Genomic DNA, 25,736 nt, shown 5'->3' with positions numbered 1-25,736 from the left:
CCGGGGAGTAAAGGGCAGCAGGAACGGACCACACCGGCACGTGTCTGGAGCGATTCGTGCCTTCACGTCCCTTTGGCAAATTTAAAACACTCAACAAGGCTGACAAGCGAAACAACAGTGACTATTTCGTGACCATGGACAAGAAAACGAGCAACAGCCCGTCGAGCCTTTCGGGAGCCGGCGACACTGCCAGCCTGGAAGCCATGATCGCGCGCGCTGCCCGTTCGGGCAAGGGCGTACCGCCGGTCGACCGCTGGAATCCTCCATTTTGTGGCGATCTCGATATGGAGATCCGCGCCGATGGTACCTGGTTCTACATGGGAACGCCGATCGGACGCCCGGCGCTGGTTCAGCTTTTCTCCTCCGTTCTGCGCAAGGATGAGGATGGCAAAACCTATCTTGTAACTCCGGTGGAAAAAGTCGGTATTCGCGTTGAAGATGCACCGTTTCTTGCGGTGGAGATGGTTGTGACGGGGGAGGGGGACGCGCAGGCGCTTACCTTCCGTACAAATGTAGGTGACGTGGTCGAAGCCGGTCCCGAGCACGAAATGCGCTTTGTGGACCAGCGGGATACAGGTGGATTGAAGCCGTATCTGCATGTCCGCGGAAGGCTTGAAGCGCTTGTCGCGCGTTCTGTCCTGTATGATCTGGTGGAAGTCGGAGAGGAGGTCGAGATCGACGGGCGTGTGATGTTTGCTATCCGCTCGCGCGGCACGGTGTTTCCCGTTATGCCCGCCGACGCGTTGCACAGGCTGTCGCAATGACCATGACGGGTGTCTCGAGAACTCTTTATTCGGCCGAAGAATTCCGCCGCCGCGCGGCGCGCCAGCAAGGGCCCGCGGGAGCGGAAGATTACGGCGATCACAGTCTGAACCCCGACCTGCGTGAAATGATTGTGCGGCCCGGTCTGCGCGATGCAGCCGTTCTCATTCCGGTGGTCGACCATGCGGATGGTGCGTCCGTTATCCTCACCCAACGCACCCAGGCGCTGCGCAACCACTCGGGCCAGATAGCCTTTCCCGGTGGGCGTATCGATCCGGAAGACGCCTCGCCAGAGGCCGCGGCTCTGCGTGAGGCGGACGAGGAGATCGGCCTTCTTCCCAATACGGTCGATGTGGTCGGGCGCATGCCAGTCTATTCCACCGGAAGCGGATACCGCATCGCGCCGGTTCTGGGTATCGTGCAACCGGGCTTTGACTTGCGCATCAATCCTGATGAGGTGGATGCAGCTTTCGAGGTGCCGCTCGCCTTCCTTATGGATCCCGCCAATCATCGGCGTGAAAGCCGTCTGTGGCAGGAAAAGGAACGGTTCTATTACACCATGCCCTTCGGCGAGCGCTTCATATGGGGTGTCACGGCAGGCATCATTCGCACTCTTTACGAAAGACTTTATGCTTGATGGACAAGCGATTGATTTCAGATTCGGAATGGCTTTCCGACGATAGGCTGCAGGCGCTGCTTGCCGCGCTGTCGATGGATGGAGACGAGGCCCGGGTTGTTGGCGGCGCCGTGCGGAATACCTTGCTCGGTCAGCCTGTCACGGACATCGATATCGCCACGACCACGGAGCCTGATGAAACGGTGCGTCGGGCTCGGGGCGCCGGCTTCCGCACCGCACCCACCGGCATTGACCATGGCACTGTCACGGTGATCGCTGAAGGAAAGGCTTATGAAGTCACAACGCTGCGCGCCGATGTCGAAACCGATGGCCGGCATGCGAATGTCACGTTCGGCCGCGATTGGCGCAGCGATGCTGGGCGGCGCGACTTCACCATCAACGCACTTTATGCCCGTGCGAATGGCGAGATCGTTGATATGGTGGGCGGCCTGCAGGATCTCGAAAGCCAGACCCTGCGGTTCATCGGCGATGCCGATATAAGGATCAACGAGGATTATCTACGCATCCTGCGGTTTTTCCGCTTCTTCGCCTGGTATGGGAGGGGCCGCCCCGATGCAGCGGGGCTGAAGGCCTGTGCACGCCATCGTGACGGGCTGGAGCGATTGTCCGCCGAACGTGTGTGGGCGGAGCTGAAAAAGCTGTTCTCGGCGCCGGATCCCTCACGTGCCCTCCTGTGGATGCGCCAGACAGGCGTGCTGACCAAAATTCTTCCGGAATCGGAAAAGTGGGGCATCGACACCATCGCTCCGCTGATCGAAACGGAGCAGACGCTCGGCTGGCGGCCCGACCCATTGCTGCGGCTTGCCGCAATCATTCCACCGCATGAACCCCGTATCTCGGAACTGGGAAAGCGTTTGCGCCTGTCCAATGCAGAGAAGAAAGACCTTGCGGGTTGGGTGGGGGCACCGGTTCCGCCGGCTGACCTGGGCGAAAGCGGATTCAGGAAACTCGCCTACAATGCGGAAGCAAATGGCCTTTGGTGGCGCCTGAAATTGGCTTTGGTGAGCGCTCGTGCACGCGCATCGGATGACGACAAGGCGCTGATGGAGGCGGCTGGATACACCCGTCTTATCAAGCTCGCCCAAGCATGGCAGAAGCCCACTTTCCCGATCAACGGAACCGATCTCGCAAAACTGGGGCTGGAAAAGGGAAAGGCAGTCGGAGAGGTTCTTTCCCGGTTGGAGGAAGATTGGGTCGCCTCTGATTTCTCATTGAAACGCGACGCGCTGCTTGAGCGCGCCGCATCAATCATCTCTTCCGCCGGCTGAGAAGGTCGGCGGAACAAGCGTGGTCAGGCCGCGTTGCGGGCCTCACCGATGCGTGAGCGTATGGCTTCCACCATGCTCTCGCGGATCACGGTTTCGCCGTGTGCTTCGCGCATGTGCTCGGCTGCACGACGGATGACTTCCGCCTCTTCCTCATGGCGCGTGTGCCAGTCGCAGCCTGGAACGAGCGAGCCGCAATGAAATTCCTTCATGAGACGATCCTCCTGTTCTCAGTTTATGCGTGCCATGAACTATAACACGGAATGCGGCAAGAGGTTGCCGATGACAAAAAACGTCAGCAGCCCAAGCGGGCTTTACCGTAACCAGAACGGTTATTCTGCCAGCATCTGCGCTATCTCGCTTTGTAGCCAGCTTTTGAAACCACGCACCTTGGCGGGCTCTGGCCGTTTCTGCGATGTGACCAGCCAATAGCTGAAGCGTGTCTTCGCGCGTTCGCGGAAGGGAGCGACGAGTTGACCGCCGCGCAGTGCGTCATGGGCGAGCGTGTGCCATGCAAGCATCACCCCCTGTCCGGCAATCGCCGCATCGAGGCAGAGTGCAGCGTCGGTGAACGTATCGCCTTCCGCGAGGTCGCGCTCGTCGAGGCCGAGCGGCTTCAGCCACACATCCCATTCGATGTTGGAGTTGGCATCGCGGATGATAGGAGCGGTTAGCACGTCTTCCGGTGTTCTGAGATTCCTTGCGATCGAAGGGGCACAGACTGGAAAGACTTCCTGCGGCAGAAGGTATTCTGCGCGCACGTCCGGCCAATGCCCTTCCCCGACGCGGATTGCAAGGTCGATATCCGTGCTGTCGGGATGAACCAGCCCAATGGAGGCTTCAAGTCGAAGCTTGGTCTCCGGATGTGCTTTTGCATAGCGAGCGAGCCGCGGCACCAGCCATTTGGCGGCAAAGACCGGAGCGACTGAAATCGTCAACACCGAGTCCGTATCATGCCGCGTTAGAGCCACCGCCGAATCCAGCGCCTGAAATCCAGCGCCCAGCCGCTCAATGAACTGGTGCCCGAGCGCGGTTGGGCGGATGCCGCGTCCCGTCCGTTCGAAAATCGCGACCCCGAGCTGTGCCTCGGTCTTGAGCACCTGTTGGCTGACGGCGCCAACCGAGACACCCAGTTCTTCAGCGGCCGCACTCAAAGAGCCGCCGCGGCCGACCGCTTCTACGGCGCGCAAACCGTTCAGGTGAACCCTTGGCAGATGCTTCATGCAGTTTTTCTAAAGCATCCGATAGGCAATCTCCATTGAAAATCAGCGCATCTGCGTGAATTTTGGCTGCTCAGAACGCCATTCCTCGAGAAAGGGAATGCAATGATACAGTTTTTCTGGATAAAAGTTCAGGCCTTTACCACCCGCTACCGAGAGGCTCGCAGGGCGCTGGCAGAGGCCGAATGGCAACGGGATCCGCTGACCCATCCGGCCCTGCGCTCCATGTCGATGGAAGAGCTGGCCGATTTGCCAATGAACAGCATCTGTGGTGCAAAAAAGACCCAGCCCGGCCGGTTCTCCCCGCCTGTGACTGTATGTGTCGACGAGGCTATTCCGCGGCCATCCGTTCGCCCAGAAAGCCCCCGGACTGGCGTTTCCAGAGTTGTGCGTAAAGCCCGGCCCGTTCCACCAGCGCCTCATGGGAGCCTTCCTCCACGATGCGCCCCTGATCAAGCACGATGATCCGGTCGAGCGCGGCGATCGTCGAAAGACGGTGTGCCACCGCGATCACCGTTTTGTTCTCCATGAGCCGCTCGAGATTTTCCTGGATCACGGCCTCGATCTCGGAGTCGAGCGCCGAAGTCGCTTCGTCCAGGATGAGGATAGGGGCGTTCTTCAGCATCATGCGGGCGATGGCAATGCGCTGGCGCTGACCGCCCGAGAGCTTGACGCCGCGCTCGCCCACCACTGCATCATAGCCGGTGCGGCCTTTCGGGTCCGATACGTTGAGGATGAACTCGTGCGCCGAAGCGCGCTTCGCTGCGGCGACGATGTCCTCTTCGCTGGCCTTGCCCCGGCCATAGGCGATGTTTTCGCGAATTGAGCGATGCATGAGCATGGGCTCCTGACTCACCACGCCGAACTGAGCGCGCAGCGAGGCCTGGGTCACCTGGGTGATGTCCTGATCATCCAGCAGGATTTTTCCGTGCTCGGCCTCGAAAAGGCGCAGCATCAGGTTCACGATGGTGGTCTTGCCGGCACCCGAAGGCCCGACCAGCGCAACCCGCTCGCCTGGCTTGATATGCAGGTCGAGCCCTTCGATGATGCCGCTTTCCTTGCCATAGTTGAACGTGACGTTGTCGAAGCGGATGTCCCCCTTCGCAGGCTTCATCTCTTTGGCATGGTCAGCATCGCGGATAGCCGGCTCCACCGAAACCACCGTGGTGGAATCCTGAACGGTCGCATAGTTGCGGATCAGCCCGTTGATGTTGAACATCATCCAGCCCGACATCTGGTTGAGCCGGAAAACAAGCCCCATGGCGGCGGCGATCTCGCCGGTCGTGATCGCGCTGTCCAGCCATCGGGACACGGCAAGAACAAAGATCGCTGCCATCATGAAACCGTTGACGATGGCCACCGTGACGCGCACCCGGGTGATGGCGCGCGTCAGCGTTTGCACCGCACTCAGAAAATGCGCCATGCCCTCGCGCACATAGGAGTGTTCGCGCTGGCCACTGTCGAAAAGTTTTACCGCGAGGATGTTTGTAAACGCGTCCACCATGCGCCCGTTCAGGATGGAGCGCTGGTCTGCTGTACGGCGGCCGGCCCGCCGGAGCGGGGGCAGCAGGTAGCGGGCAACCGCCATATAGGCCACCAGCCAAAGCAGGACGACCAGACCCATGAAAGGGTCGAGCACGGTGAGGATGGAAGCGGCCAGCACGACGAAGGTGAGGAAGCTCCACATGGTCTGCAGAACGTCGATGATGAAGTCGCCGGTTGCCTCACCGCCCTGCAGGATTTTGGTCGCGATGCGGCCCGCGAAGTCGTTCTGGTAGAATTCATAGGGTTGTTCGATCACCCGGCGAAACGCCTGCCAACGCACACGCTGATAGAACGCAGGCGCGATCACCTGTTCCTCAAGGATCGTGTTGCCGATGATCACCACCGCGCGGATCACAAGGAGCAGCGCAAGAAAGGCCGCGAGTTTTCCCCAGTGGTCGGCGATCAGTGTCTGCGGCGAAGCCGAATCCAGAAGATCGATCAGCCAGCCGAGCGCCCAGTAGAGCCCGGCATCGACGGCGCCCATCAGTCCGCCGGCGATCAGAAGCAGGATAAAGGGCCATTTCGCCTGCCGTGCAAAGAAAAGGATGAATTCATGCGCCTTGACCGGCAGCACGGAACGTCCGGTGTCGCCGAAGGGATCGATGACCCCTTCGACGCTGCGCCACCAGGTTTCGGCTCTGGGCGGTTCCTTGCTTTTCTCGTCTACGCTCATTCCGCAGCCTCATTCGCTTCCAGATCGAGGAACCCGCCCGATTGACGCTGCCACAGGCTTGCATAGAGTCCTCCGGCAGCCACCAATTCGTCATGTGTGCCTTCCTCGACGATGCGGCCCTTGTCCATGACGACAAGGCGGTCCATTGCGGCGATGGTCGAGAGCCGGTGCGCAATGGCAATCACCGTTTTGCCCTCCATCAGGCGATAGAGGTTTTCCTGGATCGCCGCCTCGACTTCCGAATCGAGCGCTGAAGTCGCCTCATCGAGGATGAGGATCGGAGCATCTTTCAGCATGACACGGGCGATGGCAATGCGCTGGCGCTGGCCGCCGGAGAGTTTCACGCCCCGCTCACCCACATGCGCATCGAAGCCCTTGCGGCCTTTCGGGTCGCTCAGCCCGCCGATGAAGCCCATCGCCTCAGCACGCCGTGCCGCCTCCAGCATCATATCTTCGGTTGCGTCGGGGCGGCCATAAAGAATGTTGTCGCGAACGGAACGGTGAAGCAGGGAAGTGTCCTGCGTCACCATGCCGATCTCCGCCCGCAGCGAATCCTGCGTGACCCCGGCAATGTCCTGCCCATCAATGAGAATGCGGCCACGTTCCAGATCATAAAAGCGCAGGAGAAGATTGACGAGGGTGGATTTACCGGCACCTGAGCGACCAACCAGCCCGACCTTCTCGCCGGGCTTTACCGCCAGCGATAGCTCCTCGATCACACCGCCCTTCTTGCCGTAGTGGAAGCCGATCTGATCGAAGTCGATCCGGCCGTTCGGCACGGCAAGCGCCTTCGCGCCCGGTTTGTCGTCCACCAGTCTTGGCAGCGAGATCGAACTGATACCGTCCTGCACTGTGCCGACATTTTCGAACAGCGCTGTCAGCTCCCACATGATCCATTGCGACATGTTCCACAGCCGCAGCACCAGGCCAATGGCCACAGCGACCGCGCCGACCGAAATTTCCCCGCCGATCCACAATGTGATCGACAGATAGCCCACACCAACAAGGCAGGCCGAGTTCAGGAAATAGAGAAGCCCATAGAGGCTCGTAACATAGCGGAATTGTGTGTAGACGGTCTGGAGAAAGCCGTTCATGCCATCGCGTGCATAGCCAGCTTCGCGTTGCGCATGCGAGAAAAGCTTCACCGTCTGGATGTTTGTGTAGCTGTCCACCACACGCCCGGTCATGATGGAGCGTGCATCGGCCTGCTTTTCAGCGACCTTGCCCAGGCGCGGGATGAAGTACGCCATGAGGGCAATATACCCCCCAAGCCAGAACAGGATTGGGAGTGACAGCCGCCAGTCGGCCGAGGCAGTCAGAAACAGGATGCCGAGGAAATAGATCACGACATAGTTGAAGACGTCGAAGGTCTTGACCACGCATTCGCGCACGGCAAGGGCTGTCTGCATCAGCTTGGTGGCGATGCGGCCCGCGAACTCATCCTGATAAAAGTTCATTGACTGCTTGAGTAGGTAGCGATGGACCTGCCAGCGGACGCGCATAGGGTAATTGCCCATCAAAATCTGATGGTTGTTGAGACCGGTCAGCAGGATCAGTCCGGGCAGGATCAGAAGGATGAAGCCCGCCATGCCAATGAGCCGCAAGCCTTCCTCGTCCAGGAATGTGGCTCGGTCGCGGTCGGACAGCCAGTCGACGATGTCGCCCAAAAAGGCGAACATCCAGACCTCCGCCAGGGCTATGGCCGCGACAAGAATCGTCCCCAGCAAGACATAGGGCCATGCCCCTTTCGTGAAATGCATGCAGAAGGCGAAGAATGTGCGAGGCGGCTCCTGCGGTTCCTCGTCGGGAAAAGGCTCAAGTCTTCGTTCGAACCATTGAAACATTGTCTCAGACGTCTTTCATTCTGGGTTCCGGAAACGTGAAAAATTGATTCACGTTCCCGAGGTAGTTGTTTGTTGTTAAAGGCTTTTCCGCGTTCGATAGCTGGCGGAGAAGCAATCTCTGCCGGATGCCCGGCTATCTGTGGCCCTTGCGCGGCACGGATGCCGCAGGGGCGTTCGTTCGCTTTTTCCCCGGCCCCTTCAAGGGCCCCGCACTTGGTGGCTCGGGGTGCCCAATAATGCCCATGTCACGAGCGATATCGTGCGGCGGAACCGCTGGCCTGCCGAGAGCGGCCCTGAAGGCTCCTGAAAGTGAGGTGGCAGGAGCGAATTCGTTTCCGCGCTCGAGTGCGCGGGTGGCCGGGTCGGCTTTCGCGAGATTGGTCTTGTGGGGCGAGACGCCCCTTTTTTGAATGCGTGCGGTCATGATGCAAATCCATTGTGTCAACCGGAAGAATCGGTCGGCGGATTCGCTCGAATGCGGCTTTACCTGTGCTGAAAAAGCTGGAGAACGAAACCCGCCGTCAGGCCTTGTGCGGCGCCGTGTTCCACGGGCGCAGGCCTGCGAAGGAGGTAAGCATCGAATTGTCCATTGCCGCCTCCAGCGGTTTTCGTTGATAGGGCGCATCTTATAGCCATCACGGCCAGGCTTGACCAGACTGATTTTATGTACTGATGCTATCAGGGGTTGCAAAACGAAATGGCGTATTCGGCCCGTCCCGCAGGGAGGCGGGACGGGGGCTGGTGAATGCAGCGCCGACAGATGTCCCATCACCGGAACAGCTTTCGCAGCAACGTCCAAAGGGCGAGGCGCTCCGGCATGGCGTACTTCATATCCACGTCGGGTAGCTGACCTCGATGGGGCCGCCTGTGTTCGGTATGTCTATCAGGCGACAGCGTTGCGCCGAGTGTCATCGTCCAGGCTTCCAGCCTGCGATCCTGCAAGGTGGAGCGGCTTGGGTCTATATGCGGAACGACAAAGTCGTTGTTGCGGCCGAAAGGCCGCCGGGGGAAGCGGTTGTGCATCGCGAACGTCCTTGAGATGCGGGAAGAAATCCCGACGGACTGCGATGCGTAGCTGCCTGAAAAGGTAGTGGGAGCTTGCCGAACCGAGTCCGCCGTCAGGCCTTCGGGCCAATGGCGCGGAGCCAAGTCATGTAATGTCGAAGCGTATCCATGCTTTTCTCCTTCGGTTCGCGTTGACAATGGTGGGCTTATACTCAAAGTTGCAGCGAACTGCCACTGATTTTTGTGCCCTTTCGTTCGCCCGCTGCCTGGTGTAACCGGAAAGCCACAGCCAGCCATGTCGAGAGACACAGCCAGATGCGTATCGCGCTCTACCAGCCAGACATACCGGGGAATACCGGTGCCATCCTCCGCCTTGCCGCCTGCTTGAACTTCACCGTCGACCTGATCGAGCCAGCGGGATTCGACCTCTCCGACAGAAACCTGAAGCGTGCGGGCATGGATTACCTTGAACGCGCCGCGCTGGTCCGTCATTCGTCGTGGGAGGTTTTTGACCGCTGGCGCCGGGAGGAAAAGCGTCGTCTTCTGCTTTTCACAACCAAAGCCCAAACGCATTATACCGATGTTTCTTACACCGAAGGCGACATTCTGATCTTCGGTCGGGAATCCGTCGGCGCGCCGGATATTGTTCACGAGGCGGTCGATGCCCGTCTGCTGATCCCGATGCAGAAAGGGGCGCGCAGTCTCAACCTGGCTATGAGCGCGGCGATGGCAGCCGGCGAGGCGTTGCGGCAGTTGCGTTAAAACTTCGGGCCGGTAAGACGAAACCGGCTTTCGGGTCCCCAGGCCGCCCGCCAAAAGGTCGGATCGTTCTTTGTGGGCCTGCGGGGATCCGATGGGATCCGGCGTGTGTATGTGATCAATGCTGGGCGGCATCGCACCTCTCTCCTCGCCGAGAAAGGGGTGTCTAAAAGTTCAAGTGAACTTCAAGTCAAGCCTCGCAGAGGCCATGCATCGCCGCTTTGAGGGTGTCTGTCTCTCAGTCGGCGCTCGGTAATCGGCGCATCGTGAATTCGATCACATCGCCAGGCCGTTCGCACCAACTTTCGATTTCGGTCCAGTAGGCTTGCTTGGGCCAGCGCTCCAGCCATTCCCGTGCTTTTTCCCGTGCTTGGGCACGGGGCAGGGAAAAACTCTCTCGCAAAAAACCATCGCGTGGCAGGCGGCTCGCCCTTGCGCGGTGTTTGTCGAGGCTGCGTTTCAGCCCCTCCAGCGGTGGTTTTGCGGGCACGCGCACAAAAGAACTCCTTGACCCGATGGATAAGAAGCTTAGGCAACGCGGTTGAAAATTGCGAGTCATTTGTAGGGCTGTCCGCCTGCCGCACCGTCGCGTAGGATCGGGCGAGAGGAAAGATATGGAACGACCAGATCTGCCAACCGGTTTGCCGGAGAACATCGAAGACAAGAAGGCTGCTGCGCGCGCCTGGTTCGAGGAATTGCGCGACAGGCTTTGTGCTGCGTTTGAGGAGCTCGAGGACGGTCTGACCGGGCCGCTCTCGACACGCACACCCGGGCGCTTTGAGCGCACGCCCTGGGAACGGGACGGCGGTGAGGGCGGCGGCGGCGTCATGTCCGTTATGCACGGCAGGGTTTTCGAAAAGGTCGGCATTCATGTGTCCACCGTCCACGGTGAGTTTTCGCCCGAGTTTCGCAAGCAGATACCGGGGGCGGATCGCGATCCGAGCTTCTGGGCTTCGGGGATTTCGCTGATCGCCCATCCGCAGAACCCCCATGTGCCGGCCGTTCACATGAACACCCGCATGGTGGTCACCACCAGCCAGTGGTTCGGGGGCGGGGCAGATCTCACCCCGGTTCTCGACCGTCGCCGCACTCAGGAGGATCCGGATACCGAGGCCTTTCACAAGGCCATGCGTTTCGTCTGCGAACGACACGCCTCAATCGTTGACTACGAAAAATACAAGTCCTGGTGCGACGAGTATTTCTACCTGCCGCATCGCCAGGAGCCGCGCGGCATCGGCGGCATTTTCTACGACTGGCTGCGCTCGCCGGAGGAAAAGGGCGGGTGGCAGGCCGATTTCGATTTCACACGCGATGTGGGGCGCGCCTTCGCGGTTGTCTATCCGCATCTGGTGCGCAAAAACTTCAACACGAACTGGACTGAAGCCGACCGCGAGGAGCAACTCGTGCGGCGCGGTCGCTATGTGGAGTTCAATCTGCTCTACGACCGAGGCACGATCTTTGGTCTCAAGACCGGTGGCAATGTCAATTCCATCCTGTCCAGCCTACCGCCCGAGGTGAAGTGGCCGTAGGGCCAGCACGACGATCCGTTTCGCTGATGGATAAGCGGCACTTTTTTTGTTTTGAGTGAGTTGCCCCGTAGTCTGTTGGCGCTTGCCGCGACTGGGGTCGGGGTGTCAATTTCGTGGCGATCAAGGTTGGCATCGGAAAGTTTCCGCCGGCCTTTCCTCGCCTGTCCTTCAATCGCAGGTGTTTTTCACCATCATAATAGCTGCAATACTGGTTCTTGCCGGGCTCATGCTGACCCTCATCTGGAAGCGCGCCCCTTTGGCGGAGATGTGCGAAGCCTGCGAGGATGTGTTGCCTGAGGGGATGTCAGGGGCGCATGGTGGCGAGTTTCAGCCCGAAGCCGATAAACACTGTTCCCGTCGCCGCTTTCAGCCAGCGTTGCATACGGACATTGCCGCCGATCGACTTGAAGCCTGAGAACAAAAGCACCAGTGACGAGAACCACACGATGTTCAGAAGTGAGTGGATCACCACAAGCGCGAAGGCCCAGAGCGTGGCGTCGGCATTGGCGGGGATGAATTGCGGAAACGCCGCCAGGTAGAACATCGACACCTTCGGGTTGAGCGCGTTGGTCAGAAACCCTTCGAACGCTGCGCGTATGAGCGTGCGCCGGCGTTTGGCAGGTGACACTTCAAGTGGTGCCGCAAAGCCGTGGCAGGCCTGCCAAAGCGCTTTCAAACCGATATAGCAGAGATAGGCCGCGCCCAGCATTTTCACGATGAAGAAGAGCTGGGCTGACTGCACCAGAATGATCGAAATGCCGAGGATCGACAAAACGCCGTGGACGTAGAATGCGGCGAAGAACCCGGCGATATTGGCAAACCCGGCCGCTTTGCCTGACGTCGGAACCGTCTTGGCGATCAACACGCCGTTCGGGCCCGGCGACATGACGAGCAGTGCGGCAACCAGTGTGAAGGTTCCAAGCTCGATCGGCGTCATGATGCATCCCCCAATCGAAGGTGGTTGTAAGACGCGGCAGAATACGCGGTAAACGTTCTCATTGTCGAGCGAGACAATAGCGACTCCTGACATGCTGAAGCCACCCGGGTCCGTGACCGCCCTCCTGGCTCCCCCCGTCTCTTCGCCAGCGAAATCCAGCTTCTTCACCTGCGTCTCTGGGGGCGCGCGCCTGGGCCTCGAGCTGGCATCGCGCTCCGCCGGTTTCACCGATGTTGGTCTCCTGTTGGTCGCCATGCGGACTATCGGAGAGTGAGCGCGTGGGAGCAGGGCAACTCCATCTTTACCTTCGAGGCGGACATGCCGCTTTGAGTGTAGGGGATCGCCTATGAAAACATGGCAAAAGCGCCTGTATTGAAAAATAAGAGTTTTTAAGTCATGTTTATTCACTGCGTTTTCCCCGCGACAATCTGCCCTGTAGGGTCGCCGCCGTCTGGACAAGTTCCTGCGTGGCGCATAGAAACCATCGAAAAATGCCGGGGGTAGAACCGGGCAGTTCCAGCCATGCGCGGGAGTTTGCTTGGGTTCAAAGTGCAATAAGGCGTCCCCACCGGCCGACTCAAGGTGAAAGGATCGCAGTCCCGTGAGCGCTACCGATTCGACCGAACATACAAGGCGCGACTTTCTTTACGTCGCAACAGGCGTTGCCGGTGCCGTCGGTGCGGCTGGTGTTGCATGGCCGTTCATCGACCAGATGCGGCCCGATGCCTCCACCCGCGCATTGGCGTCAATCCAGGTCGATGTGTCCGGCGTTGAGCCAGGCATGTCCCTGACCGTCAAATGGCGCGGCCGGCCTGTGTTCATCCGCAACCGGACGGAAAAGGAAATCGAGGAAGCGCGGGCGGTCGCACTGGAGGATCTGAAGGATCCAGTGGCGCGCAACGCCAACATCGCCGCTGACGCGCCTGCCACTGACATCGACCGCTCCGCGGGCGAGGGCAAGGAAAACTGGCTGGTGATGGTCGGCGTTTGCACGCATCTCGGCTGTGTGCCGCTTGGCCAGGCCGGCGATTTCGGCGGCTGGTTCTGCCCATGCCATGGTTCGCACTACGACACCGCCGGCCGTATCCGCAAAGGCCCGGCTCCGGAAAACCTTGCGGTTCCGACATTTGAATTCGTGTCCGACACCGTCATTCAGGTCGGCTAAGGCTCGGCGAGAGGGGATTTTCTATGAGCGCTGGACATTCGACCTATACGCCCAAGACCGGCCTCGGCCGCTGGATGGATGCGCGTTTGCCGCTTCCGCGTCTGGTCTATGATTCTTTCGTGGCCTATCCGGTGCCACGCAACCTCAACTATGCGTACACATTCGGTGGCATTTTGACGCTGATGCTGGTCGCGCAGATCGTGACCGGCATCGTGCTGGCGATGCATTATGCCGCCAACACCGAAGTCGCCTTCAACTCGGTCGAGAAGATCATGCGTGACGTCAACTCCGGTTGGCTGATCCGCTACCTGCACTCCAATGGCGCGTCGATGTTCTTCATCGCCGTTTACGTGCACATCTTCCGTGGCCTCTACTACGGTTCCTATAAGGCACCGCGAGAGCTCCTGTGGATTCTTGGCTGCATCATCTATCTCCTGATGATGGCGACAGCCTTCATGGGCTACGTGCTTCCCTGGGGTCAGATGAGCTTCTGGGGCGCGACGGTGATCACCGGCTTCTTCACGGCCATTCCCGTAGTGGGTGACTGGATTCAGCAGCTTCTCCTCGGCGGCTTCGCGGTCGACAATCCGACGCTGAACCGCTTTTTCTCGCTGCACTACCTCCTGCCCTTCATGATTGCCGGCGTTGTCGTGCTGCATGTCTGGGCGCTGCACGTTACCGGTCAGACCAACCCGACCGGCATCGAGGTGAAGCAGAAGACCGACACCGTGGCCTTCACGCCCTATGCGACCGTCAAGGACGCGTTTGCCATGGTCGTGTTCCTGGCTCTGTTCGCCTATTTCGTCTTCTACATTCCGAACTTCCTTGGTCACCCGGATAACTACATCGAGGCTGACGCGCTGAAGACCCCGGCGCACATCGTTCCGGAATGGTATTTCCTGCCGTTCTACGCGATCCTGCGCGCCATCACGTTCAACATCGGCCCGATTGATTCCAAGCTGGGTGGTGTTCTGGCCATGTTCGGCGCCATCGCGGTTCTGTTCGTGGTGCCGTGGCTCGATACCTCGAAGGTCCGTTCGGCGGTTTATCGTCCCTGGTACAAGCTGTTCTTCTGGCTCTTCGTCGTCAATGCAATCTTCCTGGGCTGGCTCGGCTCCCGTCCGGCAGAAGGCACCTATGTGGCGATGGCTCAGGTGGCGACGCTTTACTACTTCGCCTTCTTCATCGTGATCATGCCGGTTCTCGGCCTGGTCGAGAGGCCCCGCCGTTTGCCCAATTCCATCACGGAAGCGGTGCTGGAGAAGAAGTCCGCCGGCGCGCCGGTTACAGAACAGGCAAAGGGCTGAGCGAGAGAATGCGCAAAGGGATTTTCGCAATGAAAAGCATCCTCAACGGATTGGCTGCGCTCGGCCTCGGCCTGGCAGCGGTCACGGCAGCAAACGCGGCCGAGTATCCGATCAAGAAGCCGGTCGAGCAGGACTGGTCGTTTGCCGGCCCCTTCGGAACCTACGACAAGGGCCAGCTTCAGCGCGGCTTCAAGGTCTACCGCGAGGTTTGTGCCGCCTGTCACTCGATGAACCTCGTCGCGTTCCGCAATCTCGAGGATCTGGGGTATTCCGAAGCTCAGGTTCGCGCCATCGCGGCCGAGTATGAAGTCGAGGACGGCCCGGATGATTCCGGTGACATGTTCATGCGTGCTGCAAAGCCGTCTGACCGTTTTCCGGCACCGTTCGCCAATCCGCAGCAGGCAGCCGCCTCCAACAACGGAGCGGTTCCACCGGACTTCTCGCTGATTGCCAAGGCGCGGGCCGTGGAACGTGGCTTCCCGACCTTTGTCTTCGACATCTTCACCCAATATGCCGAAGCTGGTCCGGATTATATCCACGCGCTTCTCACGGGCTATGAGGAAGATTCTCACGGGCACGAGGTTCCGGAAGGCACCTATTACAACCCGTATTTCATCTCCTCAGCGTCGCTTGCAATGGCGCCTCCGCTTTCTGAGGGCATGGTCACTTATGATGACGGCGCGCCTGAGACGGTAGACCAGTATGCACGCGATGTTGCAGCATTCCTCATGTGGGCGGCCGAGCCGCACATGGAAGCGCGCAAGTCCACCGGTTTTGTCGTCATGATCTTCCTTTTGCTCTTCGGTGGCCTCATGTATCTCACCAAGCGCAAGATCTGGGCGGACCTCCATTAAGGTGCTGACCGGGCAACAAAAGCAGGAAGGGCGCTTGCAGCGCCCTTTTCTTTTGCTTCACAACGCGGCAAGAACTATCTGAACCGGGGCAGGGCACATGGCAGCTTCTCAGACACTTCAAGACACGCTTCTATCCGCGATCCGCACCATTCCGGACTATCCGAAGCCCGGCATTCTGTTCCGTGATATCACGACGCTGCTTGGCAATGCGCGTGCCTTTCGCCGCGCCGTTGATGAACTGGTGCATCCCTATGCGGGGGCCAAGGTCGACAAGGTCGCCGGCATCGAGGCACGTGGCTTCATTCTTGGAGGCGCGATTGCGCACCAGCTCTCTTCGGGTTTTGTGCCGATCCGCAAGAAGGGCAAGCTTCCGCATGACACGGTGCGCGTAGCCTACAGTCTCGAATATGGCATCGATGAAATGGAGATGCACAAGGATGCGGTGACGCCGGGCGAAAAGGTCATTCTGGTCGATGACCTCATCGCCACCGGTGGAACCGCCGAAGGTGCGGTCAAGCTCCTCACGCAGATGGGAGCCGACATCGTGGCAGCCTGTTTCGTGATAGACCTGCCTGATCTTGGCGGACGGGCCAAGCTGGAAGCGCTTGGCGTCGATGTTCACACACTGATCGCTTTTGAGGGCGAGTGAGACCGGTTCAGCCGGCTTTCATCAGCACCCCGTTCTCAAAGCTCATCACGGGCTCGCCATCTGTGCCGTGTGCCGCAGCAGAAAGCGAGACCAGATGCCAGCCGGGGCGGGAGGCCAGGGGGCGATGTCCGGTCACTGCCCGCGTGAATGTGATCGTGTCTCCCTCATAGACAGGCCTCAACCATTTAAGGTTCGAGAAGCCGGGTGAGGGGCCGAACTCCGGTTTTTCGCCTGGTCCTTCCCATGGCCCGAACGCATCGCGCTCGATGCCTATCAGATTGTATCGCATCCACATGGCGCATGTATGCCAGCCGGAGGCGCATAGGCGGCCGAACACACTGTCGCGCGCTGCCTCCGCATCGGTGTGAAAGGGTTGTGGATCAAACTGTCGACCGAACGCGATGATCTCATCAGCGGTGAACGTGTGGGTGCCCAGCGTTATCGTCTCGCCGACGCGCAGAAAACGATCGAGGCTCATGCTGCGCCTCCTGCATCGCGCATTCTGAACATGATCGGGTTCTCCATCTCCATCACCGTTTCCCCGCGCTGGTTGGTAACCAGATGACGGAAAGTCACGAGACCGATACCGGGGCGCGATTTCAACGCTCGCCGTTCGAGGACCGTGGTGCTTCCCGTCAGCGTGTCGCCGGCGATCACAGGACGCTTCCAGCGGGCCTCGGTGATGCCTGGGGAGCCCTGTGAAGTGGAATTGACCAACAATGCGTCATAGAGCATGCGCATGAAGATGGCGCAGCTGTGCCAACCGGAGGCCGATAACCCGCCGAGAATGCTGGCCTTGCCGGCTTCCTCATCCAGGTGCATGGGTTGCGCATCGAACTGCTGGGCGAAGGCAATGATCTCGTCTGCGCCGACCTTTTTCTCACCAAAGGGGATAGTCACTCCGGGCTCGAGCTCTTCAAACGCCCACTTTTTGTCAGTCATGATTCAATCCTGTTCAGGCTTGAACCTTATGGCTGCAAGCCGTTCATTCTTCAAGCATGAGGAAGGGGAAGATTGCTGGACCTGCGCGCTAGAGCCAGCCGCGGCGTTTGAAATACCAGAAGGGTAGAAGGGCCGAGAGCACCATCAGCCCAAGAGCAAATGGATAGCCGAGCGGCCAATGCAGCTCCGGCATGATGTCGAAATTCATCCCATAGACCGAGGCGACAAGCGTCGGTGGAAGGAAGATCACGGCGACCACGGAGAAAATCTTGATGATGGCGCTTTGCTCGATGCTGATCATGCCAAGGGTCGCATCGAGCAGAAATCCGATCTTCTGCGAAAGCCCTTTCGTATGGTCTGCGAGCGAGGCTATGTCGCGTGAAAGGGTTTTGATGCGTGCGCGTTCATCCTTGCCGCTTCGGCTCGAAACTGCGCTCAGGAAGCCGGATAGGCGCTGCATGGTCAGGAGGCTGTCCTGCAGTTTGGAGATCAGATCCTCCTTGCGGCCGATCCGGCGCAGCAGAATCTGGAAGTCGCGGTCCCGCTTGGATGCCTTCTTTTCGGAAGGGTGGAAGATGCCTTTTGAAAGTTCCAGAATTTCGCGGCCGGCCCTTTCGAGAATGTCGGCGAGCCGGTCGGTGATGATTTCCAGCAGGTTGATAAGCACTGCCTCACCATTGTTGCATCCAAGGCTGGCCTTTTCTGCTCGCTGGGTGAGAATCTGGAAGGCGCTGGGTTCGTGAAAACGAAGCGTCACGAGCGTTCCTGCGGGGCTGAGGATGAAGGTCACGGGTCCCATTTCCGGCTGGTCTTCGTCGGCCCTGGCCGGCAGGGTAGCGGTCATGTAATGCGCCCCGTCTTCGCTGTAGAGCCGGCTCGATATCTCGATTTCCTCCATGTCAGCCCGCGTCGGGATCGCGATCCCGAGCCATGCTTCAATGGTTTTTTCATCCTCCGGAGAAGGAGAAAGCATATCGATCCAGACGATCGCGTCACGGTCGACAGATGACAAGTCGACTGATTTCAGACGCTCGTTCTGGAGGGTAAAGGCCTTGATCATCGCTTCGCTTCCCGGACCTGGAAATGAAGATTCCCGGCTATCGCCGCGCCGTCAACAGCATCGCCTTCTTGCCGATCGGACAGCCGGTCAGGTGTTGAACTTGAACAGCATCACATCGCCGTCCGTCACCACATATTCCTTGCCTTCGTCACGGGCCTTGCCCGCGTCGCGGGCGGCCACTTCACCGCCTAGCGTCACAAAGTCTTCGTAGCCAATGGTCTGCGCGCGAATGAAGCCGCGCTCGAAATCGGTGTGGATCACGCCGGCCGCCTGTGGTGCCTTGGCGCCCTTCTGAACTGTCCAGGCGCGGGTTTCCTTGGGGCCGGAGGTGAAGAAGGTGATGAGGTCGAGCAGTTCGTAGCCGGCGCGGATCAGCCGGTCGAGACCGGGCTCTTCCAGCCCCATCGCCTCCAGATATTCAGCTGCTTCCTCGTCGGCGAGCTGGGCCACTTCGGCCTCGATCGCAGCCGAGATCACGACCGTCATCGCGCCTTGCGCCTTTGCCATTTCCTCGACGCGTTTGCTCTGGGCATTGCCTTCGGCGGCGTCGCCCTCGGCCACGTTGCACACATAGAGCACGGGCTTCGAGGTCAGCAGGTTGAGGCCGCGCAGGATCTTCAGGTCTTCCGCTGCGATCCCGTCGAGAAGAACGCGCACCGGCTTGCCTTCCTGAAGCAGCGCCAGCGCCTGCTCCATCATGGGCAGAAGCGTCTGGGCTTCCTTGTCCTTGCCGGTTGCGCGCTTCTGCATTTGCAGGGTGCGCCGTTCCAGGCTTTCGAGGTCGGCGAGCATCAGCTCGGTCTCGACGGTTTCGGCATCCGCGACAGGGTCGATGCGGCCTTCCACATGGGTAATGTCGTCATCCTCGAAGCAGCGCAGCACATGCACGATGGCGTCCACTTCGCGGATATTGGCCAGAAACTGGTTGCCCAGCCCTTCGCCCTTGGAAGCGCCGCGCACGAGGCCGGCAATGTCCACGAAGGATATGCGGGTGGGAATGACTTCCTTGGAGCCGGTCACGCCGGCAATCTTCTTCAGGCGCGGATCCGGCACGGCCACTTCGCCCGTGTTGGGCTCAATAGTGCAGAACGGATAGTTGGCGGCCTGTGCGGCGGCCGTCTTGGTGAGCGCGTTGAAGAGCGTGGACTTGCCGACATTGGGCAGACCGACGATGCCGCATTTGAAACCCATTTCCTATTCCTTCTGGCCGAGGAGTTTTTTGAGCATGGCCGCCATTGGGCCGCTCTCGGGGAGGGGGGCTGTAGGCCCCTTCTGCCGCGCCTGGCGGATGTGGCTCTGTTGTTTCGCGGGTTTGCTTTCCCGCTTCTGTGCAGGCTCTGCACCGGTTTCCTTCACCGCGAGGCTGACCCGGTTCATGAAGCCCGATTCGTCGCCTTCGGCAAGCATTGAAATATTGTCTGCAATGGCGTCCAGCATGGGTTCAAGCCATGCTTGATCCGCCTTGGCAAAATCGCCCAGCACATGTGCGTTCACGCGTGCCTTGTCGCCGGGGTGTCCGATGCCGATGCGCACGCGGCGATAGTCGTTGCCGCAATGGGCGTCGATCGACTTGATGCCGTTATGGCCGCCCGAGCCGCCGCCCGTCTTGATGCGCAGTTTGCCGGGGGCGAGATCGAGTTCGTCATAGAGAACGAGCAGGTCCTCGAGCTCGACCTTGTAGAAGCGCATGGCTTCTCCGATCGCCTGGCCTGAGAGGTTCATGAAAGTCTGCGGCTTGATGAGCAGAACTTTCTCGCCGCCGACGCGGCCTTCGGCCACGAGCGCGTTGAACTTCTTCGACCATGAAGAAAAACTATGGCGGCGCGCAATCGCGTCCGCCGCCATGAAACCGACATTGTGCCGGTGCCGTTCGTATTGCTGGCCGGGATTGCCTAGCCCTGCAATGAGCAGCATGAGGTTTTGCAGGAAAGGGGAGGATTACTCCTCGCCCTCGCCCTCCTTCTCTTCAGCCACGACTTCCGCTTCATCCTCGTCAGCCTCGGACTCTTCCGACTTCAGGCCGGCAGGCGCTGCGATGGTTGCGATGGTGAAGTCGCGGTCCGTGATGGTCGGCTGAACACCCTCGGGGAGCTTGACGGTGGAGATGTGAGCGGAGTCGCCGATATCCATACCGTCCAGATCAACCTCGATGTAGTCGGGGATCGCCGTAGCGGGGCAGGTGAACTCGACCTCGTGGCGCACAACGTTGAGGACACCGCCGCGCTTGATGCCCGGAGCGGTCTCTTCGTTGATGAAGTGAACCGGCACGTTCACGGTCACGACCGTGCCCTTGCCGATGCGCAGGAAGTCCACATGCATGACGAAATCGCGGACGGGATCAAGCTGATAGTCCTTCGGAAGGACCTGAATCTTCTTGCCGTCGACGTCGATGGTGGCAATCGTGGTGAGGAAGCCGCCGCCGAAAATCTTCATGGACACTTCCTTGTAGGGAAGCGTGATGGAAAGCGGGGCATCCTTGTCGCCGTAAATGACGGCAGGAACTTTACCGTTGCGCCGAATAGCCCGGGCGGACCCCTTACCGACCCGTTCGCGCGCCTCGGCCTTCAGCTCGTAGCTCTGATGGCTCATGGCCTATCCTTTCATGTTTTGGAGCGCTCCCGGAAAAACCGGGAACGTGAAAGCTTTCCGAGAAGAGAAACAGGCGGCGCATGATGCACTGCCTGAATACCGAAAACGCTCGGACGGACTTCCGTCCGCGTTGCCTCCAAGGGTGTCTACGCGGACGGCGGGTCTATAGCCGATGCAAGGGGTATGCGCAAGGGCGCAAGCCCTTTCAGACCATGGTCGCCGGCTGAATCGGCTGTGGCCGCCTGTCGCTGCTTTCACCGGAGCTGTTGCGCGCGTCATAGGCTGCCCGGGCCGCTTCCATTCTGCCGGCGTTGGCGAGGGCAAACTGTTTCAGTGCCGAGAGCGGTTGAGCAAGCTCATGTCCAAAGGCGGTCAATCGGTATTCCACGCTCGGGGGCACCGTCGGATGTTCGATGCGTTCAAGAAAGCCATCGCGTTCGAGGGCCCTGAGCGAACTTGTCAGCACTTTCTGCGAAATGCCATCCACGCGCCGTTTCAACGCGTTGAAACGCAACGGTTGCTCGTTGAGGCGTTCGATGATGAGAGAGGTCCATTTGTCTCCAATCAACGAGAGAACCTCGCTGATCGGCCGGCAGTTCTCAGAGATGTGCCCGTGACGCGGTTTCATAAAGGTGCCTTCTTGCAACTCGCTTTTCCTCACCAGATATAGGGGTGGTTACCAAAGGATACCACCGGGAATTTGAACCGGGGGAAAGAGGAATACATTATGAAGAAAATTTTGGTTCTCGTTGGCTCCAACCGAAAGGAGTCGATCAATCATAAATTTGCACAGGCTTTGGAAAAGCTCGCCGAAGGACGCCTTGCGTTCGACTATTTCGATCTCTCCACATTGCCGATGTACAATGATGATGACGTCGGGGCGTATCCGGCTGCCGCGCAGCAGCTCAAGGACAGGATTGCAGCAGCCGATGGTGTGCTTCTCGTGACGCCCGAGCACAACCGCTCCATACCCGCGATCCTGAAGAATGCGATCGACTGGGGCTCAAGACCCTGGGGACAGAACAGCTGGACCGGAAAGGCCACTGCCGTCGTGGGGTCCAGCCCCGGTGCCATGGGTGCGATCGCGGCCCAGATCCATCTGCGCTCCATCATGGTCAGCCTCGGAGCCACGCTGCTGACCAGCCCGGAGGTCTATCTGCAGATGAAGCCCGGCCTCATCGATCAGAACAACGACATCACCAATGAAGACACGAAGGCCTTCCTGTCAGGCTTCGTCGAAAAATTCTCTGCGTGGGTTGGTTCTGCGCAGGATCGCGTCGCAGCCTGAGCAAAGAGGCACGCGATCAAAAAAGCCGGCTCCTGGAGCCGGCTTTATCGTGTCCGGGAAGCTGTTTCTGTCAGTCGAAAAGACTTGAAACCGATTCTTCCGTCGCGGTGCGTGAGATCGCCTCGCCGATGAGGTCGGCAATGGTGATCGTGCGAATGTTTTCGGCGGCTTCCACTGCCGAACTGGGCTGGATGGAATCGGTGATCACCAGTTCCTTCAGGCGCGATCCGGCGATGCGCGCTGCGGCGCCGCCTGAAAGGACGCCATGCGTGATATAGGCCGTGACACTGGTCGCGCCGTTGTTGAGCAGCGCATCCGCCGCATTGCACAGCGTTCCGCCGGAATCGACAATGTCGTCGATCAGCAGGCAGTCCTTGCCGCTCACATCGCCGATCACGTTCATCACTTCGGATTCGCCCGGCCGGTCGCGGCGCTTGTCGACAATAGCGAGCGGTGCATCGATGCGTTTGGCCAGCGAACGGGCACGCACCACACCGCCGACATCCGGCGAAACCACCATCACGTTGGAGAGGGTGTAGTTGGCCTTCACGTCTCGCGCCATCACGGGCACGGCAAAAAGGTTGTCGGTAGGGATGTCGAAGAAACCTTGGATCTGCCCTGCATGAAGGTCGAGCGTCAACACGCGGTCAGCACCTGCCTGGGTGATCAGGTTGGCCACCAGCTTTGCCGAAATCGGTGTGCGGCCTGATGTGCGGCGGTCCTGACGCGCATAGCCGAAATAGGGCAATACGGCGGTGATGCGTCGGGCGGAAGAGCGCCGGAAGGCGTCGATCATGATGAGCAGTTCCATCAAATGATCGTTGGCCGGGTAGGCGGTCGACTGCAGGACGAAAACGTCCTCGCCGCGCACATTTTCCTGGATTTCGACGAAAATCTCCTGATCGGCGAACCGGCGAACCGTGGCTTTGCCAAGAGAAATGTTGAGATAGCGGGAAACGGCCTCTGCCAAAACCCGGTTGGAATTGCCCGCAAAGAGCTTCATGGAATGTCCTCGGAGAACGCCTTGACGCTTGACCGCGCTTTTAACGGGGTGAGGCTGTATTGCAAGCGTCTGAGGAAAGAATCACGATGAAAACTCGAAAAAAATCAGCCCTGACGCTGCGCCAGCCATGCGGAAAGCTGACTGATGGTGGAGTCCGCAACCGCTTCCATCGTGGCACTTGTGACGGATGACCAGCCATCGCCCTGACCGCCGGGCGCAGCCTGCTGGCCCTGAATGCGGTGCAGCCGGTTGCCCGATGGGTCGAGCACGTCCCAAACATAGATCACGGTCGTCTTGCCGCCATCGGCGATGGCCGAGAAATAGCCCTTCATCACCATGGAGGCGCTTCCGCCTTGAGGCACTATGGGTATGCCGCTTTGTCGGGCGCGCGCCTCGAGCCGGCGTGAAAGTGCAGGCACGGCCTCCGATGTAGCTCCGATCACGGGAGCAAATTGGATGCGCTCGCTGGTGGTCACCGACTGCAGAGGCGTCGTCGCGCTCGCGGCCGATGTATCCGTCTGTAAAGCGAGAGCGGTATCGGTTGGCTGTTGGCTTTCGGCTTGACCGCCAGGCACACTGCCTGCCGGTGTCGGGCCGGAGTTTAAATCGAGCGTGGAGCCCGTGTTGCAGCCTGCAAGACCGGCCAGGCTCAACATGGCGATGCCCGTTATGGCGCGCTTCGTCAAAATACCGCAGCCCCCCTCAATGGCTTCGATCCTGCGCGGCATATTGCCTTCACCGGGTGATAAGGTCCAGCCCATAGCGCGAAAGCGGTTCGGGTGCGTCTTCGGTGGTCAGATAGGTTCGGCCGAGACACATGGCGCTGCCCGTGTCGGAATCCATGATGATCATGTGCGCGAACAGCGTCATGCCCGGCGCCATGGGCTCTTCATTGCCGGCATAAAACATCTGTGGATCCATCCAGGAGGGCGAGAAGCGTGCGCCCAGTGAATAGCCGCAGGCATTCAGCCGGTGCTTTGTCAGGCCATGCGCTTCCATCACCCGGGCATGCGCATCGAACACGTCGCCGAAGGTGTTGCCCGGTGTCATCGATTTCTGCACGGCGGTCAGCGCATCCCGTGCCGCCTCGAAAAGCTCCTGATGCCGCTTGGATACCTTGCCGGTCAGCACGGTCTGCATCATTGCCGCATGATAATGGTGATAAACACCGGCCCATTCCAGCGTGATCTGGTCGTTCTTGTTCAGCTTGCGCCGGCCCGCCTTGTAGCGGCACAGAAGCGCGTCCTCGCCGGAACCTATGATGAATTCATTGGCCGGATAGTCGCCGCCCCCTGCAAACACGGCACCCTGCATGGCGGCCAGGATCGCAGCCTCGTCGCCGCCCTGTTTGATCAGCGGCAGCGCGGCGTCCAGTGCCTCGTCGCCCAGTTTTGCGGCGCGCTTCACCTTCTTGATTTCCGCCTCGCTCTTGAACAGTCGCAGGCGGCTGACAAGATCGGAGGCGTCCTCGATCTTGCCGAATGTCTGCAACTGTTCGTCGAGCAGCCGGGTGCTGCGTCCCGTCAGGCCATGCGTGTCATATTCGACACCGATCCGCGCGCCCAGAAGATCGAGATCGTTCAGAAGATTGCGCAGGTCGACGGCCGGATTTGCGTCATGCCGGTCGGTCCACAGGACGATGTTTTCGATGGTGGAGGTGTGCCGCGCCTGACGCAAATCCGCCGAGCGTGTCAGAAGCACCATCGAGCCATCGGCCTTCACGACAAGACATTGGAAAAAGCAGAAGCCGAACGTGTCGTAACCCGTCAGCCAGTACATGCTCTCCTGCGCGAAAAGCAGCATGGCATCAAGCTTGCGCTCGGCCATTTCGATGACGAGGCGATCACGCCGGGAATCGAACTCTGCCTGGTCAAAATGAAGCGCCATCAAATGTCCTCCAGGATGATCGCCGAAATCTGGCGTCCGTAGTCCCTGTCACCGCGGTGCGTCGCACGGCGATAGGAATAGAAATTCTCTTCTTCTTCGTAGGTACAACGCCCGATCCGGGCGGCATTGACGCCGGCTGCCGTCAGCCGGGCCACCGTATATCCATTGAGATCGAACAGCGCATGCCCGGCCTTGGTCGACGGGCGGAACCAGTCCTGGTTGGCGGGGTTGTGGTTGATGAAACGCTCCACGAACTCCGGCCCGACCTCATAGTTTTCCTGGCTGATCGAGGGACCAAGCACGGCGATGATATCTTCCCGCTCGGCACCCAGCAGTTCCATCGCCGCGATGGTGTTTTCCAGAATGCCGGTCAGTGCGCCTTTCCACCCGGCATGGGCAGCCGCGATCACCCGCGCCTTGCCATCGGCGAGCAGAATGGGCCCGCAATCGGCTGCAAGCGCGCCAACCGCCAATCCCGGTCGATTGGTCACCACCGCGTCGGCCTCGGGCCTTTCGCCCGCAAAAGGTTCATCGACGATGATCGCGTGGGGCGAATGCACCTGATGAACGGTCAACAGGTGATCTGCATCGACGCCCAGCCAATCGGCCACGCGCCTTCTGTTCTCGGTCACCATCTCGCGGTCGTCCCCCGAGCCATAACCTACATTGAGCCCTTCATAGAGCCCCGTTGAAACGCCGCCCTTGCGGGTAAAGAAGCCATGCTTCACGCCATTCTCCCGCTCACGGTCCAGTAGTGGGGACCGCAGCGGTTCCGGCCTCGTTGTGTCCAGCATGCGCCGCCTTTTCAGATGTTCT

The 25,736-nt window shown here is 59.8% G+C and carries 28 protein-coding genes; 10 read left to right on the top strand and 18 right to left on the bottom strand.

The features are described from left to right. Nucleotides 1-134 precede the first annotated feature (134 nt). The 3 genes from KW403_RS02870 to KW403_RS02860 are packed head-to-tail and all read left to right on the top strand — an operon-like array spanning nucleotide 135 to nucleotide 2,667. Nucleotides 135-764, top strand: coding sequence for a DUF1285 domain-containing protein (locus tag KW403_RS02870; RefSeq protein ID WP_223022420.1), 630 nt, complete (start codon nucleotides 135-137; stop codon nucleotides 762-764). A 2-nt stretch (nucleotides 765-766) separates the two neighbouring features. Then, nucleotides 767-1,399: a CoA pyrophosphatase gene (locus KW403_RS02865; RefSeq protein WP_223022419.1), complete on the top strand. Its 633-nt coding sequence runs from the start codon at nucleotides 767-769 to the stop codon at nucleotides 1,397-1,399. After that, nucleotides 1,399-2,667 carry a CCA tRNA nucleotidyltransferase gene (locus KW403_RS02860; RefSeq protein ID WP_223021260.1) on the top strand — a complete coding sequence of 423 codons (1,269 nt, stop codon included), beginning with the start codon at nucleotides 1,399-1,401 and terminating at the stop codon, nucleotides 2,665-2,667. Before KW403_RS02865 ends, KW403_RS02860 begins: the two co-directional genes overlap by 1 nt. Before the next feature lie 23 nt (nucleotides 2,668-2,690). Here KW403_RS02860 and KW403_RS02855 read toward each other — a convergent pair whose 3' ends face one another. From KW403_RS02855 to KW403_RS02835, 5 genes are all read right to left on the bottom strand, one after another. Next, on the bottom strand, nucleotides 2,691-2,876 hold the full coding sequence (locus tag KW403_RS02855; protein WP_223021259.1) for a DUF1059 domain-containing protein: 186 nt from the start codon (nucleotides 2,874-2,876) through the stop codon (nucleotides 2,691-2,693). A 120-nt stretch (nucleotides 2,877-2,996) separates the two neighbouring features. Further along, a complete protein-coding gene (locus KW403_RS02850) occupies nucleotides 2,997-3,887 on the bottom strand; it encodes a LysR substrate-binding domain-containing protein (protein WP_223021258.1) in 891 nt (296 codons plus the stop codon). Nucleotides 3,888-4,215: 328 nt separating this feature from the next. Further along, entirely contained in the window at nucleotides 4,216-6,102 is a 1,887-nt protein-coding gene (locus tag KW403_RS02845; protein WP_223021257.1) for an ABC transporter ATP-binding protein, read from the bottom strand. Beyond that, the gene (locus KW403_RS02840) at nucleotides 6,099-7,946 is read right to left on the bottom strand and encodes an ABC transporter ATP-binding protein (protein ID WP_223021256.1); all 1,848 of its coding nucleotides are present in this window, start codon (nucleotides 7,944-7,946) and stop codon (nucleotides 6,099-6,101) included. Before KW403_RS02840 ends, KW403_RS02845 begins: the two co-directional genes overlap by 4 nt. Nucleotides 7,947-8,714: 768 nt before the next feature. Next, the gene (locus KW403_RS02835) at nucleotides 8,715-8,969 is read right to left on the bottom strand and encodes a hypothetical protein (RefSeq protein ID WP_223021255.1); all 255 of its coding nucleotides are present in this window, start codon (nucleotides 8,967-8,969) and stop codon (nucleotides 8,715-8,717) included. 297 nt (nucleotides 8,970-9,266) lie between these two features. On the opposite strand from KW403_RS02835, the gene KW403_RS02830 reads away from it, so the two are divergent. Continuing rightward, complete coding sequence (locus KW403_RS02830) at nucleotides 9,267-9,713, top strand: tRNA (cytidine(34)-2'-O)-methyltransferase (RefSeq protein WP_223021254.1); 447 nt, start codon at nucleotides 9,267-9,269, stop codon at nucleotides 9,711-9,713. A gap of 235 nt (nucleotides 9,714-9,948) precedes the next feature. On the opposite strand, the gene KW403_RS02825 is transcribed toward KW403_RS02830, so the two are convergent. Then, nucleotides 9,949-10,206, bottom strand: coding sequence for a hypothetical protein (locus KW403_RS02825; RefSeq protein WP_223021253.1), 258 nt, complete (start codon nucleotides 10,204-10,206; stop codon nucleotides 9,949-9,951). Between the two features lie 118 nt (nucleotides 10,207-10,324). Here KW403_RS02825 and hemF point away from each other — a divergent pair, with 118 nt between their 5' ends. Beyond that, on the top strand, nucleotides 10,325-11,239 hold the full coding sequence (gene hemF, locus KW403_RS02820) for an oxygen-dependent coproporphyrinogen oxidase (RefSeq protein WP_223021252.1): 915 nt from the start codon (nucleotides 10,325-10,327) through the stop codon (nucleotides 11,237-11,239). Between the two features lie 304 nt (nucleotides 11,240-11,543). Here hemF and KW403_RS02815 read toward each other — a convergent pair whose 3' ends face one another. Then, on the bottom strand, nucleotides 11,544-12,176 hold the full coding sequence (locus tag KW403_RS02815; RefSeq protein ID WP_223021251.1) for a LysE family translocator: 633 nt from the start codon (nucleotides 12,174-12,176) through the stop codon (nucleotides 11,544-11,546). A 601-nt stretch (nucleotides 12,177-12,777) separates the two neighbouring features. Between KW403_RS02815 and petA the strand changes: the two genes are divergently transcribed. From petA to KW403_RS02795, 4 genes are all read left to right on the top strand, one after another. Then, complete coding sequence (gene petA, locus KW403_RS02810) at nucleotides 12,778-13,341, top strand: ubiquinol-cytochrome c reductase iron-sulfur subunit (protein WP_223021250.1); 564 nt, start codon at nucleotides 12,778-12,780, stop codon at nucleotides 13,339-13,341. A 23-nt stretch (nucleotides 13,342-13,364) separates the two neighbouring features. Beyond that, the gene (locus tag KW403_RS02805; protein WP_223021249.1) at nucleotides 13,365-14,648 is read left to right on the top strand and encodes a cytochrome b; all 1,284 of its coding nucleotides are present in this window, start codon (nucleotides 13,365-13,367) and stop codon (nucleotides 14,646-14,648) included. 29 nt (nucleotides 14,649-14,677) lie between these two features. Next, complete coding sequence (locus tag KW403_RS02800; RefSeq protein WP_223021248.1) at nucleotides 14,678-15,502, top strand: cytochrome c1; 825 nt, start codon at nucleotides 14,678-14,680, stop codon at nucleotides 15,500-15,502. 97 nt (nucleotides 15,503-15,599) lie between these two features. Further along, entirely contained in the window at nucleotides 15,600-16,151 is a 552-nt protein-coding gene (locus tag KW403_RS02795; protein WP_223021247.1) for an adenine phosphoribosyltransferase, read from the top strand. A 7-nt stretch (nucleotides 16,152-16,158) separates the two neighbouring features. Here the strand turns inward: KW403_RS02795 and KW403_RS02790 are convergent, their stop codons facing one another. The 7 genes from KW403_RS02790 to KW403_RS02760 form a co-directional block, all read right to left on the bottom strand. Continuing rightward, a complete protein-coding gene (locus KW403_RS02790; RefSeq protein WP_223021246.1) occupies nucleotides 16,159-16,629 on the bottom strand; it encodes a MaoC family dehydratase in 471 nt (156 codons plus the stop codon). After that, nucleotides 16,626-17,093 (bottom strand): MaoC family dehydratase, encoded by a 468-nt coding sequence (locus tag KW403_RS02785; protein WP_223021245.1) that lies wholly within the window; start codon nucleotides 17,091-17,093, stop codon nucleotides 16,626-16,628. Before KW403_RS02785 ends, KW403_RS02790 begins: the two co-directional genes overlap by 4 nt. A gap of 88 nt (nucleotides 17,094-17,181) precedes the next feature. After that, the gene (locus KW403_RS02780; protein ID WP_223021244.1) at nucleotides 17,182-18,153 is read right to left on the bottom strand and encodes a magnesium transporter CorA family protein; all 972 of its coding nucleotides are present in this window, start codon (nucleotides 18,151-18,153) and stop codon (nucleotides 17,182-17,184) included. Between the two features lie 87 nt (nucleotides 18,154-18,240). Then, complete coding sequence (gene ychF / locus KW403_RS02775; protein WP_223021243.1) at nucleotides 18,241-19,344, bottom strand: redox-regulated ATPase YchF; 1,104 nt, start codon at nucleotides 19,342-19,344, stop codon at nucleotides 18,241-18,243. A 3-nt stretch (nucleotides 19,345-19,347) separates the two neighbouring features. Continuing rightward, on the bottom strand, nucleotides 19,348-20,067 hold the full coding sequence (pth, locus tag KW403_RS02770) for an aminoacyl-tRNA hydrolase (protein ID WP_223021242.1): 720 nt from the start codon (nucleotides 20,065-20,067) through the stop codon (nucleotides 19,348-19,350). Nucleotides 20,068-20,091: 24 nt separating this feature from the next. Next, nucleotides 20,092-20,742: a 50S ribosomal protein L25/general stress protein Ctc gene (locus KW403_RS02765; RefSeq protein ID WP_223021241.1), complete on the bottom strand. Its 651-nt coding sequence runs from the start codon at nucleotides 20,740-20,742 to the stop codon at nucleotides 20,092-20,094. A gap of 205 nt (nucleotides 20,743-20,947) precedes the next feature. Then, nucleotides 20,948-21,370, bottom strand: coding sequence for a winged helix-turn-helix transcriptional regulator (locus KW403_RS02760; protein WP_223021240.1), 423 nt, complete (start codon nucleotides 21,368-21,370; stop codon nucleotides 20,948-20,950). Nucleotides 21,371-21,469: 99 nt separating this feature from the next. Between KW403_RS02760 and KW403_RS02755 the strand changes: the two genes are divergently transcribed. Further along, nucleotides 21,470-22,030 (top strand): NADPH-dependent FMN reductase, encoded by a 561-nt coding sequence (locus tag KW403_RS02755; RefSeq protein ID WP_223021239.1) that lies wholly within the window; start codon nucleotides 21,470-21,472, stop codon nucleotides 22,028-22,030. Between the two features lie 70 nt (nucleotides 22,031-22,100). On the opposite strand, the gene KW403_RS02750 is transcribed toward KW403_RS02755, so the two are convergent. The 4 genes from KW403_RS02750 to pgeF all read right to left on the bottom strand — a co-directional run bounded on the left by KW403_RS02750 (nucleotide 22,101) and on the right by pgeF (nucleotide 25,714). Continuing rightward, complete coding sequence (locus tag KW403_RS02750; protein WP_223021238.1) at nucleotides 22,101-23,033, bottom strand: ribose-phosphate pyrophosphokinase; 933 nt, start codon at nucleotides 23,031-23,033, stop codon at nucleotides 22,101-22,103. A 104-nt stretch (nucleotides 23,034-23,137) separates the two neighbouring features. Continuing rightward, the gene (locus KW403_RS02745; RefSeq protein WP_223021237.1) at nucleotides 23,138-23,761 is read right to left on the bottom strand and encodes a hypothetical protein; all 624 of its coding nucleotides are present in this window, start codon (nucleotides 23,759-23,761) and stop codon (nucleotides 23,138-23,140) included. Between the two features lie 7 nt (nucleotides 23,762-23,768). After that, nucleotides 23,769-24,920 carry a M24 family metallopeptidase gene (locus KW403_RS02740; protein WP_223021236.1) on the bottom strand — a complete coding sequence of 384 codons (1,152 nt, stop codon included), beginning with the start codon at nucleotides 24,918-24,920 and terminating at the stop codon, nucleotides 23,769-23,771. Continuing rightward, nucleotides 24,920-25,714 (bottom strand): peptidoglycan editing factor PgeF, encoded by a 795-nt coding sequence (gene pgeF, locus KW403_RS02735; protein WP_223021235.1) that lies wholly within the window; start codon nucleotides 25,712-25,714, stop codon nucleotides 24,920-24,922. The genes KW403_RS02740 and pgeF overlap by 1 nt, the downstream gene beginning before the upstream one ends. Between the last annotated feature and the right edge of the window lie 22 nt (nucleotides 25,715-25,736).

It is taken from the genome of Nitratireductor kimnyeongensis, assembly GCF_019891395.1.
Classification (GTDB): domain Bacteria; phylum Pseudomonadota; class Alphaproteobacteria; order Rhizobiales; family Rhizobiaceae; genus Nitratireductor; species Nitratireductor kimnyeongensis.
The sequence above is the reverse complement of the archived record's forward strand: the minus strand, read 5'-3'. Positions and strand labels throughout refer to the sequence as shown.

Bases quoted from the DNA above. Each gene is read 5' to 3' on its own strand.
- KW403_RS02870 (WP_223022420.1), top strand. From the start codon at position 135: ATGGACAAGAAAACGAGCAACAGCCCGTCGAGCCTTTCGGGAGCCGGC.
- KW403_RS02865 (WP_223022419.1), top strand. From the start codon at position 767: ATGACGGGTGTCTCGAGAACTCTTTATTCGGCCGAAGAATTCCGCCGC.
- KW403_RS02860 (WP_223021260.1), top strand. From the start codon at position 1,399: ATGGACAAGCGATTGATTTCAGATTCGGAATGGCTTTCCGACGATAGG.
- KW403_RS02855 (WP_223021259.1), bottom strand. From the start codon at position 2,876: ATGAAGGAATTTCATTGCGGCTCGCTCGTTCCAGGCTGCGACTGGCAC.
- KW403_RS02850 (WP_223021258.1), bottom strand. From the start codon at position 3,887: ATGAAGCATCTGCCAAGGGTTCACCTGAACGGTTTGCGCGCCGTAGAA.
- KW403_RS02845 (WP_223021257.1), bottom strand. From the start codon at position 6,102: ATGAGCGTAGACGAGAAAAGCAAGGAACCGCCCAGAGCCGAAACCTGG.
- KW403_RS02840 (WP_223021256.1), bottom strand. From the start codon at position 7,946: ATGTTTCAATGGTTCGAACGAAGACTTGAGCCTTTTCCCGACGAGGAA.
- KW403_RS02835 (WP_223021255.1), bottom strand. From the start codon at position 8,969: ATGCACAACCGCTTCCCCCGGCGGCCTTTCGGCCGCAACAACGACTTT.
- KW403_RS02830 (WP_223021254.1), top strand. From the start codon at position 9,267: ATGCGTATCGCGCTCTACCAGCCAGACATACCGGGGAATACCGGTGCC.
- hemF (WP_223021252.1), top strand. From the start codon at position 10,325: ATGGAACGACCAGATCTGCCAACCGGTTTGCCGGAGAACATCGAAGAC.
- KW403_RS02815 (WP_223021251.1), bottom strand. From the start codon at position 12,176: ATGACGCCGATCGAGCTTGGAACCTTCACACTGGTTGCCGCACTGCTC.
- KW403_RS02805 (WP_223021249.1), top strand. From the start codon at position 13,365: ATGAGCGCTGGACATTCGACCTATACGCCCAAGACCGGCCTCGGCCGC.
- KW403_RS02800 (WP_223021248.1), top strand. From the start codon at position 14,678: ATGAAAAGCATCCTCAACGGATTGGCTGCGCTCGGCCTCGGCCTGGCA.
- KW403_RS02795 (WP_223021247.1), top strand. From the start codon at position 15,600: ATGGCAGCTTCTCAGACACTTCAAGACACGCTTCTATCCGCGATCCGC.
- KW403_RS02790 (WP_223021246.1), bottom strand. From the start codon at position 16,629: ATGAGCCTCGATCGTTTTCTGCGCGTCGGCGAGACGATAACGCTGGGC.
- KW403_RS02785 (WP_223021245.1), bottom strand. From the start codon at position 17,093: ATGACTGACAAAAAGTGGGCGTTTGAAGAGCTCGAGCCCGGAGTGACT.
- KW403_RS02780 (WP_223021244.1), bottom strand. From the start codon at position 18,153: ATGATCAAGGCCTTTACCCTCCAGAACGAGCGTCTGAAATCAGTCGAC.
- ychF (WP_223021243.1), bottom strand. From the start codon at position 19,344: ATGGGTTTCAAATGCGGCATCGTCGGTCTGCCCAATGTCGGCAAGTCC.
- pth (WP_223021242.1), bottom strand. From the start codon at position 20,067: ATGCTGCTCATTGCAGGGCTAGGCAATCCCGGCCAGCAATACGAACGG.
- KW403_RS02765 (WP_223021241.1), bottom strand. From the start codon at position 20,742: ATGAGCCATCAGAGCTACGAGCTGAAGGCCGAGGCGCGCGAACGGGTC.
- KW403_RS02760 (WP_223021240.1), bottom strand. From the start codon at position 21,370: ATGAAACCGCGTCACGGGCACATCTCTGAGAACTGCCGGCCGATCAGC.
- KW403_RS02755 (WP_223021239.1), top strand. From the start codon at position 21,470: ATGAAGAAAATTTTGGTTCTCGTTGGCTCCAACCGAAAGGAGTCGATC.
- KW403_RS02750 (WP_223021238.1), bottom strand. From the start codon at position 23,033: ATGAAGCTCTTTGCGGGCAATTCCAACCGGGTTTTGGCAGAGGCCGTT.
- KW403_RS02745 (WP_223021237.1), bottom strand. From the start codon at position 23,761: ATGCCGCGCAGGATCGAAGCCATTGAGGGGGGCTGCGGTATTTTGACG.
- KW403_RS02740 (WP_223021236.1), bottom strand. From the start codon at position 24,920: ATGGCGCTTCATTTTGACCAGGCAGAGTTCGATTCCCGGCGTGATCGC.
- pgeF (WP_223021235.1), bottom strand. From the start codon at position 25,714: ATGCTGGACACAACGAGGCCGGAACCGCTGCGGTCCCCACTACTGGAC.